This window comes from Pedobacter sp. V48 (assembly GCF_000523515.1).
Classification (GTDB): Bacteria; Bacteroidota; Bacteroidia; order Sphingobacteriales; family Sphingobacteriaceae; genus Pedobacter.
Map to the genome: position 1 here is coordinate 228980 of NZ_AWRU01000001.1, position 18573 is coordinate 247552.

The window sequence follows — 18573 nt, forward strand, 5'->3', positions numbered from 1 at the left end:
CTTTCATTATATACGTATGCCGCAGAAAATATCTGACGGATTGCGCAAAAAAAAATGGCTATCAACATTATTAACCAGGTTAATAATGTTGATAGCCATTTCTTAATCCTGAGTGGATTATTGACCATTTTCCCAAAAAAATTATCGAAAGAGCCGCGACAAGATTACTAATACCCTGCAGCTCTTTTTAGCTTTACAAACATTTTTTTGTTCGAGCCATCTCTTTTAGTCTTGTATAAATTCCAATTATTGGCATCAACACTTTCCAAGTGAAATGATAGCGCAGGATCCGACAGCTGATTTTTTACCCATATCGGAAAAGCATTGGCCGCTCTCGCATCTTCCCATGTTCTTATCGCTTTAAAAATGGCGTCTTTTTGAGGACAGCCTTCAACATCCTTTTGATTTATTTTTAAACTGTATGTTGTGCCAACCCCTACTGAAATGGCTTGTATATGTTCATATTCTTCAACTTTAGATTTGGGATTGATAGGGAAATTACCGCCCATTCCCACAGGGAAATAGTTAGCATAGGTTACGTCACGAAGGTCTTTTCCCTGACTGGTTGTGCTGCCCCATTCGCGGGTTTCAGCATCGTACAAATTCTTTCCGCCACCAACATTCCAAATGCTTTGATAATGCCAGGATCCTTCAGATAAAGTAGCGCCTGTGAAACGGATATATGGAACGCCTAATTGCTTTGCCTTTTCAAACATTTTTCCAAAGAAGCGTTTGGTCGAATAGTAACCGTGTCCATTATTAAACAAAAACTCTTGTCCATCGAAATCGTAATAAGCAAGGCCATTGATCTTACAAATCTCTGCAAAGTGCTCTGCAATTTTGTCTTGCAATTGCATATTCGGGATAAGCCCATCGTAACCATAATTAACCGTGACCTGAAGTTTATAAATGGTATCTCTGTTAGCGTGATTTGATGGAGTGGTCTTCCAGTATCCTCTCTTTACATTTAAAAGTCGGTAAGGTTTATCCTTCGAAACTCCAATATAATGGATAAGTTCTTTACCAATTTTTATCATATTTAAGTCGGCACAATGACCCTCCCAACTGGCAATCTCATCAAGATGCGTTGGATCGTCAACAAGAATGACCGTGTCAGTTGCACTGATACTTTTTACAAGTAAGCGCTTTTGCTGATAACACAAACTATCGCTGGGCGTTGGACTGGCATCCAGCGTACCTGGAGCTAAAGAATTTGTAATAGGAGTTCTGCCTATGGTAATACCATGTTTAGCGGCCATATCCGAAAATTCCTTATGCGAAACATTCCCGCTTGTTAATTTTATTGGTTTTTTCCCAAAATTCTTTCCGTCAATATATCCATTGTTACCGCGATCAGCTTTCAGAAAGCCCTGATCATATAAACTGATTGTTTTAAAACCCAATCTTGAAGTATAAGAGATAATGCTATCATTTAAATTACCACTGGTAAGGGCATCAGGAACAAAAGCTGCTGGATCTTTTATCCATTTGCCGTTAATAGTTGGATGAGGGAGCTTTTCCGCCAAGACAATTTTTTGAATCACATCCAACAAAGCTGTGCTATCCGGACTTCCCCATAACGCGACAGATGATCCGACATAATCTATCGGCAGTGGTTGCACCTGTATATGGTTTGGTTTATTGGCGGCCATAAGCGGCATAAGTGAAAAATTGATTTCTCTTTCAACAGACCTGTCTCTTGATTGATAAGCAATAGATATTTGGCCTTTTTTGTCTACCAAGGCTGCATTACCATACATAATTCTATACCAAGGTTCTTTGTGCGCATAAAAAGCTACATCACTAATACCATCTCCTCCTAGTGTAAAAATCTGTCCTTCGTGTAGATCTTTAGGTAAAGGAAAGCGCTTGGCGTCTGGTGTATGTATTATATATTGAAAAGGAGCTGCATCACCAATAGTTTCGGCTAGCCCGCTAAGGGTTTTGTCGTTCAGGGCAAGCATGCCAATTGCATAGTTAACCGTTTTGCTGGTGTCGCGCGCAACGCCAATAATTTCACCCATTAGATTGGTAATATTGGTATGGTAGTTTCCCCACTGGATCACATCAATTCCATTACGTGGTGAGAGTGATTGCAACGTAAGTTTAAAATATTTCTTTTTAGGTACAATACTAATTTTGGCAACAGAACCATTTGGATACTTAAGTACCATTGTCTGGCTGGTCTGAGTATAGGTTGCACTGGTGGGCTGGTAGTAAACATTCTTTTTACTATCATATAAACTCATCACCGGCGATGGCTTATCTGAAGGACTAAATTCGCGATTAGGCTTCACCGTAATGTTTTTCATACTGGTGATCAAGCCTTTGTTATTGATCTGGATTTTAAAATAATCGGTATTAAAATTGTATTGCGCAAAAACCGATATTGGAATTGTCGCAACAAAAAAGGCAATTACGAATTTTATGAAGTTTAGTTTCATAATGGATGTGTTATTTCAGTTGTGTGTTTTTATATCTAAATTCTACTATTTTACTAAAGTTGACTTATTCTTTGCATAAAATATAAAATCATGGCCAGAATTTCTTCCGACCACGACTGGAGCGCTAATCTCCATTTTTAAGTGGATTAACTGTTTAAAAAACTACTGTAAGGGATCAAAAGAACCACCCCACTCTTTGTTTTGCGGCAATTGATCAGGTTCAATAGAAATCTGCGCAGGATTTAAAGAATTAAACCAGTGATTCAAACTCAACTTGTAAGTCTGATTAGTCGAAGCCGTTTTATCAAGGCTTTCTACAATAACGGCAGAAAATTTAGATCTTACTGAAGCGGTCATAATATTATCGGTATTCCCGGGCAACGCCTGACCTTTATTTAGCATCAGGAATAAACCCCTTCTGGTAGATTGCGTGTTCAGGATATCGTAACGTTTCCATCTTCTTAAATCACTAAATCTAAATCCTTCAAAGGCAAGCTCCACCTGACGCTCATTCATGATCGTAGTACGGACATCGGCCTGCCCAGCCACAGTAATACCATACTTCTGGCCTCCACCAGGAGAGATGCCTGCACGTTGGCGAATAGCATACAAAGCAGTTAATGCCTCATTAGTACGACCTGTTTCATTGGCACATTCAGCAAGATTTAAGAGCAGTTCGGCATAGCGCATTGGCGAAAACCAACTTTTAGCACCAGCAGCTACACCCACTAAGGCATTTCTGTCTAAAAGCGTGTCTAAACCTTTACGCTGGAAAAATCCTGACACCCCGTTTTCATCGCCATTTTGGACAAGTGGAGAAATACCAGAGAATAAAGAATTATCTCTTGCCGGAACTACCGTACTCGGTGTTGCTGCTGCTTTCCAGGTCCAGGCCTGCCAGTAAGAATGTGATCTTGGGCTTGTCATGCCAATCGTATTTACATCGGGTGTAGGGTATACTGTACCGCCGCACCAAATAGTTGCGTAAAAACGATCATCACGGTTGGTATAAAAGTCTGTTAAAAACTGTTGATTATAAGCTGGATTAGACAATTGGTTTTTATCAAACTGCATAGGGCTGCCATCCCGTTTTGGATAAGCAATCAATAGTGGCAGTATTGGCTGATCCGTATTGGTATCTCCATTTGTAAATGGAAGTGGTCTTATGGAGTTAAAGTTCATGTAACTGTCCGGGTAGTAGTACTGCCTGGTCATGATTTGCTCTTTATTCCTCGAATACCAAATCAACTTGTAGTTTTCAAACAGGCCAAAACCTGCATCATCTGCAGCCTCCACTGCAGCTTTAGCCGCATTGTAAGCATTTACCCATCTATTCTGATCGTTTGTGGGGTTAAATAATGGGCTTGCATACCATAAAAGTACCCTGGCTTTAAAACCAAGTGCGGCAGCGCGGTTAATTCTGCCGTAGTCAGCCCCGGTATAATTGGGTGGCAAAACGGGAGCAGCTTCATCCAGATCTTTAATGATTTGTGTGACACATTCCGACGTTTTGCTGCGTGCTATTTTCAAGGAGTTTGGGTCGTTACCATTCTGAGTGTGCAAGATCAATGGTACACCCCCAACTGAACTTACCATTCCCCAATAAGTCCAGGCCCGCCAAAATTTGGCCTCGCCTATCAACCTGTTTTTGGTACTTGGACTTAACACCGATTCCGATACATTTGCCAATTGATCCATAAAATAATTGGTTTTGTCGATATAAGTATAATCCAGACTAGTGAAATTTACTGCCACATCGACTATACCTTGTTGGAAATTACCTAAGTTTCCCCCCGATGCGTTGATACCCTCGTCAGCGTTGGCTCCGCTACCAAGTGGCCATCTAGGCATAAGTCCACCGTACACGTCGTTCAAATAAGCCTTAATTAAGACGGAATCGGTCCATACATTCTGTGGATTTATGGCACCTGTGTTTTCGTAGTCCAATCCTTTTTTACAAGACGAGCCGAATACAATTAGGGCCACATAAAGGATAAATTTATTTTTATTTAGATACTTCATTTTGATTTCCTTTTAATGTTAAAATTTAAAACGTTACACTAACACCGGCATTGAATGATTTAACAATAGGGAACGCCGTGCCGCCATTCATTTCCGGATCATAGAATTTTTTATTGAATTTACTGATCACAAAAAGGTTAGATCCTGATGCATAGAAACGAACATTGTTTAAATATTTCTTATACAATCTGTTCGGAACATTATAGGCAACATTCAAAAACTTTAGGCGTAGAAAACTTGCATCAGCCAGCCAAAAATTACTTCCACTTGTATTAACCGATCTTACATCGTCATTTGCGCTGTAGCGAAAAGGTAGCCAGGCATTAGGATTTTCTTCGCTCCATGATTCATCAGACCACGGACGCCACATTCTGTTCCATTCTACCCCCCCTGACAAATCCCGAAAAGATTTTTTGTAGCCAAATGAGCCATTAAAATTAGCCGTCACGCTTAACCCTTTCCATCCCACATTTAGGTTTAAGCCCAGGACTTTAGCGTTATTGCTTTTATTGAGTACAGTGATGTCATTATCATTGATAGTATTGTCTCCATTGAAGTCCTTATAGGCAAACTGGCCAGGTTTGGGCACATTCCCATTGAAATTATACCCCGGATGAGCCGCTAGCAAAGCATCAACATCAGCTTGTGATCGAAGCAAATGATCAACAGTATAACCTGTAATCATATTGGCAGAACGACCACCTCCTATAATATTTTGATAATCATAGGTGATATTTTGATCCCTTAGGACATACCAGGAATTACCGTAGGTGGCATTTAGACCTATATCATACTTAAATTCTCCAATGTTATTACTATAGTTCAAACTTAGATCAATACCATTTGCTTTCATTTTTCCATAATTTACTGATGGTAAAGGGCGGCTAAAAGTTGGGGGTGTACTTTGAATCCTTGTACTTAAAATATCATAGGTAAGGGTATGCCAATATTCTGCAGTGGCAGTGAAGTGTTTTAAGAAACTGATATCAACACCAAAATTCTTGTTCAGGTATTTTTCCCAGGTAATATTAAGATTCGGAAATACATTGTATCGTATTCCCGGATTAAGTGAAGGGGACTCGCCAAAAATTGCATTATTCCCTGCAATGTAATTATCTTCATACTGCCAGCGTTTCGCATTCGAATCATCTTTCGCACCATTTGGGTCTATTCCCACAAAGTCATTCCCGGTTAGTCCAACTGAAGCCCTTAATTTTAATGACTCTACCCCTTTTACGTTGCTAAAGAAATTTTCTTTTGAAATGATCCAAGCTGCGGAAGCTGAGGGGAAGAAACCCCAACGTTTATCTTCTGGAAAATTTACCGAACCATCATAACGATAAGTAAATGTAGCGACATACTTATCAGCATAATCATAAGCAAATTGCCCAATATACGATTTACGACCAGTTGTAGGCAGGAAACCGTAAGTATTACTAATCCCCTTTGTAGGTGTACCATTTACTACACCCGCCCCTCCGGTAGATGCCCACCATTGATCAGTCATATAAATAGGAAAACCATTGATGACGGCATCTATACCATCATAACTCCTTTCCTGACGCTCGTACACCAATGCCGCATTTACGTGATGTTCACCAAAACTCCTTTCAAAATTTACCTGAAGGTTCAACTGTCCCTCCTGATTCCAGGCCGACAGTTTTTCTAAACTAGGTGAATGTGCAGTAAGACGCTGTCCTACAATCGTATTCAAATCCCAAATAACAGGCTCAACCTGTTTCAATTGGTAATAGGTGAAAGGATGTGTATATATTTTTTGATTGCWGWTRWWWMWRGTTTTTATATAACCCACTTTAGCACTTAACCCCTGCAAGAAGGGTGCTTTGTAAGTTAAATTTAAATTAACAACAGATTTAATGGCTTCAGAATTGTTATATCCTGCCAATCCATCTGCTTCACCAGATTTATTCGAAATCCAAAAATAATCGACCGGTAAACCAGTCGCGGTAAACGAGGGCATATAAGGTTGCCACAGTAGGAGCTTAGGATACATATCTCCTGACCAATCGCCCTGAGGGGAATTAAATTTATTATTATTTAAGCTAAGACCAGCAAAAACAGTTACATCTTTGGTAAGGTTAGCTGTTATATTTGCCCTAACATTGTATTTTTTTTCATTAGTATTCTTGATGAAAGTTTCTTGATTTACATAAGAAGCTCCAACAAAATATTGAAGTTTATCTGTACCTCCAGATGCACTTAAATTATGTGTAGTAATAGAAGGGTTTACATAAACATCTTTTAATAGATCAAAACCATATCCCTTGCCCCCACCAAAATCTGTATCTTTAAAATACGCTTTTGCAGTCTCAGTCCAGGGGGTATTTGCCGGTCCGCCGGCTTCACCCCAAATTCTGTTTTGAATAACTCCCCATTCCATAATATCTGTTAGCTCCATATTTTTTCCCCGGACATCTCGCCCAGTATTCACGGAGTAATTAACAGTTGCTTTACCTGCTTTACCACGTTTGGTAGTAACTAATACTACACCTGCGCCCGCACGGGCACCATAAGCAGCAGTAGTAGCTGCATCTTTTAAAATAGTTACTTCTTCAACGTCATTAGGACTTAAGTTGTTGAATTCCGCAGCGTCACTAGTAACTTTTCCATCAATTACATATAAAGTCGGCGCAGCATTCCACGAACTTGGTGTTCTTATACTAATACCAGGTTGCTCTCCAGGTTTACCACTAGGGGTAGAAACATATAAACCTGCCATTCTACCTGCCAATAAGTTACCAACTGAGGTCGTCGGAATTTCAGTGTCTTGTTCTATAAATTTGACGGAAGCTACTGAACCGCTCATGAGGGTTTTCTTTTGCTTTGAATAACCAACAATTACCGTTTCCTGTAATCCAATAGTAGTAGAAACCATTTCTATTACCATTCCTTGTTTAGGTGCAACAGTTACAGTCTGATAACTAATCATTGTAATTTTTAGCATTGACCCATTAGGCACGGCAATTGTAAATTTACCAGATCCATCCGCTTTTACTGATGATGCAACCTCAGCTTCGTTGGCTTGTGTCCCCGTAACGGAGATAGTTGCCCCGGCCAATGGAACCTTCCCTTCTGAATCAACTACTGTCCCAGATATTTTTTCTTGCGCAAAAACATAATGGGATTGTAGTAACATGAAGACGATTCCGAGCACCCGCAAGTGCATTTGTAATACCTGTTTCATAATTTAAATTATTTGGTTGTTGGTTATTTGACTGTTTTATCTCCTATACGAAAACAATCGATTGCTTACGGAGTAAATCTCTTAACAATAGTTATTTACAACTACCGTTAATTTGATTAATTGCAATGTTTTTTTTGCATCAAGCCCTTACATCTAACCATAAATAGACTATATTTAATTAGCTTTATATATTAGACCCAATAAACCATAGAAATGCAGTATATCTACGAGAACTTTACCTTTCCCCCTGACCAATCATTTACTGTGCGATCAGAAATTCTGGAAGTAAAAAAGTATACTTCATTAAAGTCTCATGTTAATTTTGAGATTGCATTAATTGAAAATTGTTTTGGTAAGCGTTTTGTCGGCGATCATATCGAAGATTTCAGTGGCACAGAACTCGTGCTTTTGGGAAGTTATTTACCACATTGCTGGCAATACTATAATACTATAGACGACAAAGTACAACCGCAAGCAATTGTTGTACACTTTTTCCCGGATTTTTTGGGAAGAGATTTACTATCGAAGCCAGAAGCCTCTGCTCTAAATCATCTATTCGAAAATGCTTCAAAAGGTATTTTATTTTCAGGACCTACAGTAGCAAGAGCAAAAATGATTCTGAATCAAATGTTATTTGAAACAGGGTTATCCCGGGCTGCATTAATGCTCCAGCTTTTAGATGTTTTATCTCAATCTAACTCATGTAGAACGCTGTCATCCCCTTCTTTTAATATCATAGAAAGTTCAACTGAAGCAAATAAAATCAACCGTGTGTTTGATTATATATTCAATAATTTCAAAGAAGACATTTCTTTACAGGATGTTGCTTCAATCATCCCCATGTCTACAGCCGCTTTCTGCCGGTTTTTTAAGCTTAAAACCAACAGAACTTTAGTTGAATTTATAAAAGAAATAAGGGTTGGGCATGCCGCTAAATTGTTAATTGAAGGCAACCATAATGTAACAGAAACCTGCTACATAAGTGGCTACAACAACATCTCTAATTTCAATAAGCACTTCAAAGAAGTAAAGGGCTTATCGCCAAGAGACTTTATTAAGCAATATAAAATTACTGCTTAAACTTGTAAAAAGGAATTACCTCAACCCATTTCTGTCCTTCAGAAGTACCATTAACTCCTTTTTGATAAGTATTCATTAATTTATTCCATTCTGCACAACGGGGGCTATAAGATTCTGCCAACTTTCCCATTTCGTTTAAATCTGCATTTTCAGGAACCATGATCGTCATCACAATAAGATCATTAAAATGGTAAAGTGTAATACTTTTATAACCTGCTTTCTTAAAGCCAGCCTCTACCTCCGGCCAAATTTGCTTATGGTATGCTAAATACTCATTCAGTTTTTTATCGGTATCCACTGTATTTACTACAAATACTTTTTCAACAAGTGCAGATTCCTTATCAGAATTAGCCGGGCTGCACATGATAAAGGAACAAGTAAAAATTATTGATGCCAACTGAAGGATTTTTTTTTTCATCAAAGTATTAGTTAAAAAGTAAGTAAATTATAATCATGACAGATGCCAAGCCTAACCATGCCAGCCAAATAGGTTTGGAATTGTAAGCATCTTCTTCTGTCGGCTCATTTTTTGACTCAAGAAGTGAAGGGATTACCGAGTTTATTGCCGGTTTTGTAATTAATGTTACTACTATAATAACAATACTTAACGCTACGAACAGATAAAATGAAAGCAAAAGGAAATGAGGCCAATAACCTTTATAAGGATAATTTAATACATGACATGCCCCAAGAATTAAGCAAACCAACCCACCACCATAAAGAACTATCTCCACAGATGTGCTATTCACACGTTTCCAAATGATGCCTGCCAGAAATACGACAGACAGCGGTGGAGCAAGTATAGAAACCAAGCCTTGACTTAATTCAAAAAAATTTTTCCCTGAATAGGAAAAAACCATGGCGATACCTACACCTACTATTGCGGCAATAATAGTTATCCATTTTCCCATTTTTATCTGTTGCTTCTGATTAAGCACCTTAATCTGCGAAACAACATCCAATGTAAACACTGTACAAAAAGAATTTAAACTGGAAGATACCGTATCAATCAATGATGCTATTAATGCCGCAATGCTTAGACCCAGTAAACCATGAGGCATTAATTCTTTAATCATAGTAATGTAGGCATTATCGGCCTGGGCTGTATCTTTAAATAAAACATAACACATAATACCAGGAAGAATAAATATTAATGGCATTATGATTTTAAGCGCTCCAATGAATATTGCTCCATACTGGCCTTCTTTTAAATTCTTTGCCGCCAGCACTTTTTGCACAATCGTCTGATCGGCACACCAATAATAAATAGCCACCACCGGATAACCTAAAACAATAGCTATCCATGAGTATTCGGGGTTTGACGCAGGCAAAAATAACTTCCAAAAAGAGTCTGGCGTTTGGCTAACCAGTAAATCTACGCTGCCAATTTTCTGAAAACCCAAAAAAGTAAGCAGTATTGAAGAAACTATAATAATTATCGATTGAAAAACCCCTGTACGGACTACCGCCTTTAGTCCTCCAATAGCAGTAAAACTAGTGGCCACAATAGCAATTATAACAACGGCTATAAATAAGKAACAATTAAATATTCCCGAAATTAAAAGCCCCCCCGCATACAAAGCACTGCCTAACCATACGACTAATATTGAAATTAAGCTATAGATAACCAGAAAATTATACGATCTTTTACCAAATCGAATCAGTAAAAACTGGGGGATAGTACTTATTTTGGCTTTTAAGTAGTAGGGCAAAAAAACCATGGATAACAGCATTAAAAAGACCCAGGCCAGCAATTCAAAATTACTGCCAACAATACCATGAGAAAAACCAATACCTGCAAATCCAATTAACATCATAGGGCCGGCATTGGCACTAAACATAGAAAAACCAATTTGCCACCACTTCAGCGTTCGGCCACCCAAAAATATATCTTCCTGATTTTTCTCTTTTTTACTAAAGCGAAAACCAATACAAAATAAAGCAAGGGCGTATAGCCCTAAAATTATATAATCGATGTAATTGAATGATAAACTCAAAGTTGGTCCCCTAGTTACATAGACACAACAGGGTTATATTTTGAAACATCTTGTTTTTCCCATAACCGCTCTTGTACTATCTTATTTTCTTTATAACAATAATCCCAATCAATTCTTACCGGCAGCCCCTCTATTTCGGACAAGTAGAATCTGCCGTTTTCCCAGACTGGTCTGACTAAAAAATATTTTTCTAACCCATACATCAGCGGATATAAGTACTCAATCATACTATCCCTATTTGCGGAAGTCATGAGAAACGCTGAATATAGGGAATATCCACCAGAAGAGAATTGCAAATTTTTATTTTCGCAAAGGTCTCTTATTTCCATCCACTCTTTCATTCCACCTAATTGTGTTGGAACAGGCTGTAGGTGTCTAACTCCGGAATCAACAAGGGTTGGGAAGATCTTTGATGTCCGCTCGGATTCCCCATAAGCTACAGTAACCGATAATTTTTCACAAAGTAGTTCAATTTGATCATAAGCAGCTGAATGTATAGGCTCTTCTAACCAACATAAATTTTCTTCTCCAATGGCATCAACAAATTTAAACACATCATTACAGTTCCAAATCTGATTTACGTCCACCGCGATCTTCATTTTATTACCGGCCAAACTCTTTACAAATTTCACTCTGTTAATGTCCTCATTTATTTTTGCCCCAAAGTCTTTTCCAATCTTCATTTTGTAGCAGTCAACACCTTTATTCATCAAAAAACTCACTTCGGTTTCCAGTTCCTGGAGTGTATAATTGGTACCTCCTCCACTGCCATACATTTTCACATCATTTTGAGTACTGCCAATATATCTATACAATGGAACTTTTCTACGCCTTGCGGCCAAATCATACAAAGCCATATCAACCTGGCCCAATATTGCCCCAGCCGCACCTTTAAATCCTTCATTTCTAATAGACCAATATAATTTAGGATAAAACTCTTTATAAGGGACCGATCGGCTGTGAAAAAGTATTGGGAAAATACAGGATTCCAGAATGTTCATATAGCTATTATAAACCGGGGCTTCTCCCAAGTTCCCATCCTCATCCTCTATGGTTATAATTGATATTCCGAAGTTGGGGAAAGGCCCCATAGTAGCATCCTGAAAAGGAGTTATTGCTGCAACCTGCTCCAGAACTCTTATCCTAATTCTTTTTATATTAAAAATCTCATTATCTATATCGTACATCTATTGTCAATTAAGCGTTAGTAGTATTTCATTATAAATTTCCGTAGGCAATTCACCCAATTTCATTGCATCAAGGGTGTCCCTTAATTGCATCCTGTCTGCAGCACCAATTACAATTTTAAACTCAGCCGGAATGGTTAAAAGAAATCGATGTGCAAGCTCCTGCAGCGAAATGTTATATTTATCTGCTATTGAATTAACTCTTTTCGCCTGCTCAATATTTTTTAATCCGAGCCAGTTGGGAGGAGAAGTTGTGAATTCAGAAAAACTACAACCTAACAATCCCATGTTTAAAGGACTGGCCGCGTAATATTTTCTATTGTTATCTCTACAAAAAGGGATAGTATTGTCCAAAGCATCAATACAACAAGCATTAAGCCTGTTATATTCCATAATGACATCGAACTGGTTAGATTTAAAATAGGGTTCAAACCATTCGGGTGCGTTACCACCCAAACCAATTCTTTTTGCATAGCCTTGATGCATAAAGAATTCCATCTGCTTCAAAACCTGTTCTATATCAGATGGAGGAATTGCAGCAGGGTCATGTAAAAATAGAATGTCTATAATCGGAATGTTTAATGATTTTAAGCTGTTTTCCACACTCCTTTTCATGCCATCGGCGGTGTAATTATAGTGTGCTTCGTCAACCTTGTAACCTTTTAAGCGACCCACTTTTGTACTAATCAACGGTCTTTTACCAGTCCATTGTTTTAAAGCTTTTCCTACCAGCTCCTCCGCATCTCCATAGGCAGGAGCAGTGTCTATAGCCACTATTCGGCATTTAAGGGCATCCAGAATTGTCAATATTGATTCCTGAGCATCAATCTCCCTCCAAATACCGCCAAGTCCGGCAGTGCCCAGCACCAATTTATTTGTCTCCTTTATCATAATTATAGCATTGTTATGCCATTTGCAGGGTTAACTTTAATCATTATAGTTCCGCCAGTTTTAACCTTAACCTTAGGCCATCTTAAAAATGCCGTATAACTTAAGGGTTTTCTGGCCTGTTTTTCAGTTTCGGCCAGTACCGACACACTTGCATCGTATTCCGTTTCATTTTTGAGTTGAATGGTAATACCTGATTTATCAATTGATAATACCTGAGCTTTTACATGATCAAAAACGTATAATTTTTTATGATTCATATTAACATAAATGCCAGGGATTTCCAAAGCCATCAGTACCCCATTTGTTTCTGTCCACGAGTTACGCGTGTTTATAAAATTACCAATACTTCCTTTCCCTTCGGCATCACTTAGCTGAATTCTTTCCATTGAAGAACCAATCAGGTTATTAGTTGTTAAATGCCCCGGCATATTTACTGCTTCGGCATGTGCGTGCTGAATATCTCTGATCAAATCTGCATAAAGCGGATTACCTGTAGCCCTGAATAGCTTAAAGATATAATCTCCCGAAGCCGTGCAAATACCGGGAGCCGCATGCTTATTTTGAATACTGGCCCAAATAGCGCCGGCCATATTGCTCTTAAGCTTTCCTATTTCACTATTTGGAGGAAAAACAGGGTCATAAGAAAACGTCCACGTAGCACCTAATGCAGCTTGAACTTCTGCCCTATTCAACCATTCTTTTTGTCCTGTGTAATAATACAAAGCCATTAGCGATTCTAAGAACCCAAATGCGGATTCAGAATCGGCATCTTGAGATATATCTCCACAATGACCTCCTGTTAAACCTTGCTTTTCAACATCCCGCTGATAATAAAATTTAGCTGCATCCCGAGCCACCTTCATCCATTCCTTATTGTGAAAATAATCGGATGCCATTGCCAAGCCTGCCGGAACAATAGCACCAGCCGTTGAATTATATACAGCAATTTCGCCCGTTTCAGGAACAATGTACTGACCAAATTCTCCATCTTTATTCCAGGTATTTACGAAGGCAGCAGCGAGCTTTTCAGTTGCATTTTCCCACTCCGGTTTAACACTTTTGCCATAGCCCTGAGCTTTTAACAGTTGCATATGTTTTATGAGCCAAAGCAACGCATCCGCATTTTTCCTTACCATGGCCTGAATTGGTTTAAAATCAGGAGACATCTTTTCAGGAATAATTTCTCCGCCAGCTGTAATTCCTCCATAAAAATATCCGCTTTTTCCTTGCAATTTATTTACCACAAAATCCAATTCAGCAATAACCCTATCTCTCTCCTTTTTATCATTAAGAGTTAACATTGGGTAGGTATTCATCATTCCACTAACCCATCCAAGCTGAAAATTCTTATTGTTTTCAGGTCTATAAAATGATCCTGCAGGAACATCAACAAAGTTCCCTTTACATATATTTGTAGCTACTTCAAACAATTTACTCATAGGTATTATGTTACGAGGGTGGTTTAAACCTGAAAGCGCTTTACGTACCTGCATAAACTTCTTTAAAAGATCTGGAATGTTGGCAGCATTAAAAACGTATACTTTAAAGTTTAACGTTATCTCATCACCAGAATTCCAATCGGGTGCTTTGTCACCACTTATGTGAAAATCACCAAAGCCGGTTGCCATTTTACGAACTGCAGGTGCAGAAATACTGAAAGAACAGCTGTCTTTTGCTGCATTTTCCGTAATAGTTAATCCGCTGCTACCCAATCTGGTCATTTGCTCAGTAAGTACAACAAATCCTTTTTGTTCCTTTTTTGAGAAAAAACACAATGCGGGCGTAGCCACATTTCCTGTTGTCAACTCTACAAGCGAGGCTTTATTTGATTCAATTGAAAGTCGGGGATTGTTAGAAATAGTAAGCGGCACGGAAGGGTTATAATACATATCCTTTGGGTATTGTGGACTGTAACTGTTTCCAATTGCTCGGTAACGGTTTCCATTGTAAACAGAAGCAGGTACTAACACATAGTTTTCTGGATTCCATTTACTAAAATCAAAGGAAACTGAAACTGCTGATGACTTAGCAACACCACTGTTTAAGCGAAATGACGTAGAAACATCCATAACTCCGGGATGCTTCGAAACCGGACTTGCCTTAAATTGCATACTCCAATTACCTGTTTTTGTCTGCAACAACTCTTTGTTAAATGGCTGTTCGGATAGTAAGTCTGTTCCATTAAATTCCTTTACCGACAATCTTAATGAACCGTTTATATCTCTTAATAATTCATTAAGGGATCCAACTGGTTCTTGTGCTAATGAAACCGTTCCACTGCTTAAACAAAGAAAACCAATCAACGTCACCCTTAAATTCTTCATTCCCATAATCTATTTTACTAGTTTAGCGTAAAGATTAAACTATAGGTGGCTTAATACCACCCATAATTTGACTATTAGTAATGTTTTTTTTGCATGAAATGTAGATCAGTTTTTTATAGGTCTGATAATTATTGCCTGACCATTTTTAGGCTGTAACTGAATATTTAAAACAGCTGATGCATTTACATTCATTTTCTTTATTGCGAGTTTGGTTGGTGTTAAAAGAGAGGCGTCATCATTATAAACCGTGGCTTCATACTGTTTATTTTTATTTAAAAAAAGGAGTGGCAACGCGAAGTTTCTTGCTTTATACGTTAAAGTTCCAACATACCAATCGTCTCCGCTTTTACGTGCGATAGTTCCGAACTCCCCTATCTTTGCTTCTATCACTTTTGTATCGTCCCACACAGTAGGTAGAGCATCGTAAAAACTAAGATCAGGGATTTCACTTATAACAGAAGCAGTAGATCCCGCTCCACCTTTTTGTCTAGGTGAATCGTCGGGTCGGTCGTACCAATACACAAATTGCCATGGGCTGTAAATACAAATTGCCTTTGCCATTTGAGAGGCATGAGAACCCATATTGTTTACTCTGGGGGCAAAATAACAATTGGTAAAATCCCCAGCACCTGCAATCATCCGAGTAAACATGGTAATTAATACCTGATGGTTATCTGGACTTTCTTCTTCTCCACGTATTCCTTCCTGAGTTAATAAATTCGGATAAGTTCTGGAATATCCTGTTGGCCGGTATTCATCATGAATATCAATCATCAGCTGATTGTCGGCAGCTTTTCTGACTGCTTCATGCAACCAGGACGTATTTTGTTGCGATCCTACATTAACAAAACCGTATTTAATACCTTTTACACCCCAAGATTTAAATAATGGCAGTATCGAATCTAACTGTCTGGATAATGCCCTCTGATTTACATAAAGAATTACACCAACATCTTTAAGCTTTCCGTAATCTATTATTTCCTGCAGCGCCAATGGCCCCGCAGATCTCGAAGGATCGACATTTACAGCTAATGCACTTGATGCGTTATCGTACTCATGGCCATACCAACCAGCATCAAATTCTATATATCGTAAATTGTGTTTGGCGGCAAAATCTATGCTCGCTTTACCACCTGTTGTGGTAAGTGTTACTTCACGAATTACTTTGCCAGGTTTTATCCATGATGCATCTACTAGGGCAGAAGAATGATTAAGATTCAGAATAAAATAATTGTTTTCTAACAGTTTACCGGCTGATTCTGCAATCATGACAAAGCGCCACGGAGTTGAAAAATCGGTATTATAAACTGCTTTACCATCAAGAGCAGCAACAAGCATTAAACTATCTTTTGCAGATCGGCTAAATTTCATTCTAGCATGATCTACCAATGCTGCTTCCCCCAAAGCAATGAAACGGTTTTGCCCCATTTCAATTACATATGGCCGCTCAGTTCCATTCACAGTTTTACTGATATTGCCCCGGCTGTATTTTGCCTGCGCAGCTCCGGTAATCCAGGAAGGGTAGTCCTTAGTAAACTTGAAACCAGTAAGTTCACGGGAAACAATAACTTGCTTAGTGGCAGGCACATTATATTTAAATGCGACACCTTCATTATAAACTCTTGAAGTAACCGAGAACAAACGAAAAGGCTCTTTATGCTCTTTAAATTGAATGGTAACTTCATTATAATTATCAGAATACGTATTTTTTTCTCCGTATACCGGGTTCCATTGCTCATTTACAAGTTTTCGTTTTGCAGAAACAATTGCAAGGTTTTCTGACAATGGATTGTCATTTTCAAATTCGAGTCCTAAAGGAGAATTAGCGATAACCTGAACACCTGCATAAGAAATAGAATAGCTTAAAGAATTGCCTGTGCTAAAGATTAATACTGTTTTTTTATCGGGGCTTAATACTTTTACCTCTTTTGCCTGAAGTATTAGAGAATTACTTATAAAACACAGTACCAGCAGAAATTTATTCATATTTTACAATGCTCCTATATAAGGTTTTGATTTACTAAATGGAATAAACTCTACACGGTAAGGTGTGTTGGCACACATCATACTCCAAAACACTTTGCCATTTTTATTGATAAGAAACACCTGATTTTGTTTAGAAACGCAGGTTAAAATAGTACTATCGTTAATTAGATAGGCACTTCCCATTCTATCTGTAAAAGTTCCTTCATGTAATTGAGTCTGCAATTTTAAAGATATTCGTTTGGATACCGGATTTAAATCAAAGACTAATATCTGCGAACGCTTTTTGCTGGTCCCATTATCAAATAGCACGAGGTTGCGTCTACTATTTATATGAACTGCATGTCCCTGATCGAACTCAGCACCTTTAGGCAATGCAAAATCTCCTCCCTTTCCGAACTTCCACATCACTTTTTTGTTTGTGGCATTAACTTTCCAGATCTGGCCGTTATTGTAAAATGAAATGATGTAGTTTCCATCCGTATCAATAAAAAGGCTGTTGGCATGCATCCAATCTTTTGCCTCTTTTAAAATGTTTTTTTCTTTTAAAGGATCAAGCGCTTCAAATACACTCCAGCTCCATATTTTTTTTCCTGATTTATCTAACACCAAGATACCATCCCCTTTAACTGTATCGGCTTCTTTGCCTCCTACAGCCCTTAAATCGATAAGTTTTTCATCTGCGCTTAAGGTAACGTATTGATTTTTCGCATTAAGTAATATTTCATGATGAATTGTTTGTTTAAAATCCATCACTCCTTTCTTTAAATGAAAAATGGTATCACCGGTTAGAGACAATTCCAAAATTTCATTTCCATAGCTCGTTGGATAGTCCATTGGGGCTAAAATTGAAAGAATAGTTTTGTTTTGTGTAAAATGAGCTACCTTAACCCCGGTATTATGGAATCTCTGATACCACCTTAAGGTACCCTGAAAATCTATCATCCCAATACAACCCGGTGTTTCTCTGTTGTAAACCAACATGCTACCAGCTTTAAATTCAGTTGGTAATTCCTGCTCATTTTGAAGATTTACATGATACAAGCCAAGTAATTGGTCGGGAACATCTTTTGTTTTAAAAGTATATATCTCAGATTCGAACCTTACACCGCCATTTCCCGATACAATACGATATTGATAAGTGGAATTAAATTTCAAATTGGTTAACACAATTTTAAAGTCACTTCTTTGTTTAGAAACAGGAGTTGCATTTAATTTATCCTTTTGGCCATTTAGCCAATATTCAATGTATGCATCTTCAGGTTTAGCACAAGAAAATTGAACTGCAACTCTTAGTGAGTTTCCATCTGCTGTTTCATTCAATGAAATATTTTTGAAAGTACTAAATACATAATCATTACACGCATTAACACAGATTACAATGATCATTATTCCAATAACAAATATTCTTGAGCGGTTTATTTTTGAAAACATTTAATA

The 18573-nt window shown here is 38.1% G+C and carries 10 protein-coding genes and 1 pseudogene; 1 reads left to right on the forward strand and 10 read right to left on the reverse strand.

What is annotated here, in order from left to right:
* Window positions 1–167: 167 nt before the first annotated feature.
* The 3 genes and pseudogenes from N824_RS00870 to N824_RS00880 all read right to left on the reverse strand — a co-directional run bounded on the left by N824_RS00870 (window position 168) and on the right by N824_RS00880 (window position 7671).
* Entirely contained in the window at window positions 168–2444 is a 2277-nt protein-coding gene (locus N824_RS00870; RefSeq protein WP_052334030.1) for a hypothetical protein, read from the reverse strand.
* Window positions 2445–2606: 162 nt separating this feature from the next.
* Complete coding sequence (locus tag N824_RS00875; RefSeq protein ID WP_048903233.1) at window positions 2607–4466, reverse strand: RagB/SusD family nutrient uptake outer membrane protein; 1860 nt, start codon at window positions 4464–4466, stop codon at window positions 2607–2609.
* A gap of 25 nt (window positions 4467–4491) precedes the next feature.
* Window positions 4492–7671 (reverse strand): annotated as a pseudogene (locus N824_RS00880) (SusC/RagA family TonB-linked outer membrane protein).
* A gap of 213 nt (window positions 7672–7884) precedes the next feature.
* On the opposite strand from N824_RS00880, the gene N824_RS00885 reads away from it, so the two are divergent.
* Window positions 7885–8751, forward strand: coding sequence for an AraC family transcriptional regulator (locus N824_RS00885; protein WP_048903235.1), 867 nt, complete (start codon window positions 7885–7887; stop codon window positions 8749–8751).
* Here the strand turns inward: N824_RS00885 and N824_RS00890 are convergent.
* The 7 genes from N824_RS00890 to N824_RS00920 all read right to left on the reverse strand — a co-directional run bounded on the left by N824_RS00890 (window position 8741) and on the right by N824_RS00920 (window position 18567).
* Window positions 8741–9169 (reverse strand): L-rhamnose mutarotase, encoded by a 429-nt coding sequence (locus N824_RS00890; RefSeq protein WP_048903236.1) that lies wholly within the window; start codon window positions 9167–9169, stop codon window positions 8741–8743. The genes N824_RS00885 and N824_RS00890 overlap by 11 nt on opposite strands.
* A 7-nt stretch (window positions 9170–9176) precedes the next feature.
* Complete coding sequence (locus N824_RS00895) at window positions 9177–10748, reverse strand: sodium/solute symporter (RefSeq protein WP_048903237.1); 1572 nt, start codon at window positions 10746–10748, stop codon at window positions 9177–9179.
* A 14-nt stretch (window positions 10749–10762) separates the two neighbouring features.
* Complete coding sequence (locus N824_RS00900; protein WP_048903238.1) at window positions 10763–11935, reverse strand: enolase C-terminal domain-like protein; 1173 nt, start codon at window positions 11933–11935, stop codon at window positions 10763–10765.
* Between the two features lie 6 nt (window positions 11936–11941).
* Window positions 11942–12826 carry an aldo/keto reductase gene (locus N824_RS00905; protein ID WP_048903239.1) on the reverse strand — a complete coding sequence of 295 codons (885 nt, stop codon included), beginning with the start codon at window positions 12824–12826 and terminating at the stop codon, window positions 11942–11944.
* Between the two features lie 2 nt (window positions 12827–12828).
* Window positions 12829–15150: a hypothetical protein gene (locus N824_RS00910; RefSeq protein ID WP_152541955.1), complete on the reverse strand. Its 2322-nt coding sequence runs from the start codon at window positions 15148–15150 to the stop codon at window positions 12829–12831.
* Between the two features lie 105 nt (window positions 15151–15255).
* Window positions 15256–17136 (reverse strand): glycoside hydrolase family 97 protein, encoded by a 1881-nt coding sequence (locus N824_RS00915; RefSeq protein WP_048903241.1) that lies wholly within the window; start codon window positions 17134–17136, stop codon window positions 15256–15258.
* Between the two features lie 3 nt (window positions 17137–17139).
* Complete coding sequence (locus N824_RS00920) at window positions 17140–18567, reverse strand: aryl-sulfate sulfotransferase (protein ID WP_048903242.1); 1428 nt, start codon at window positions 18565–18567, stop codon at window positions 17140–17142.
* Window positions 18568–18573 lie beyond the last annotated feature (6 nt).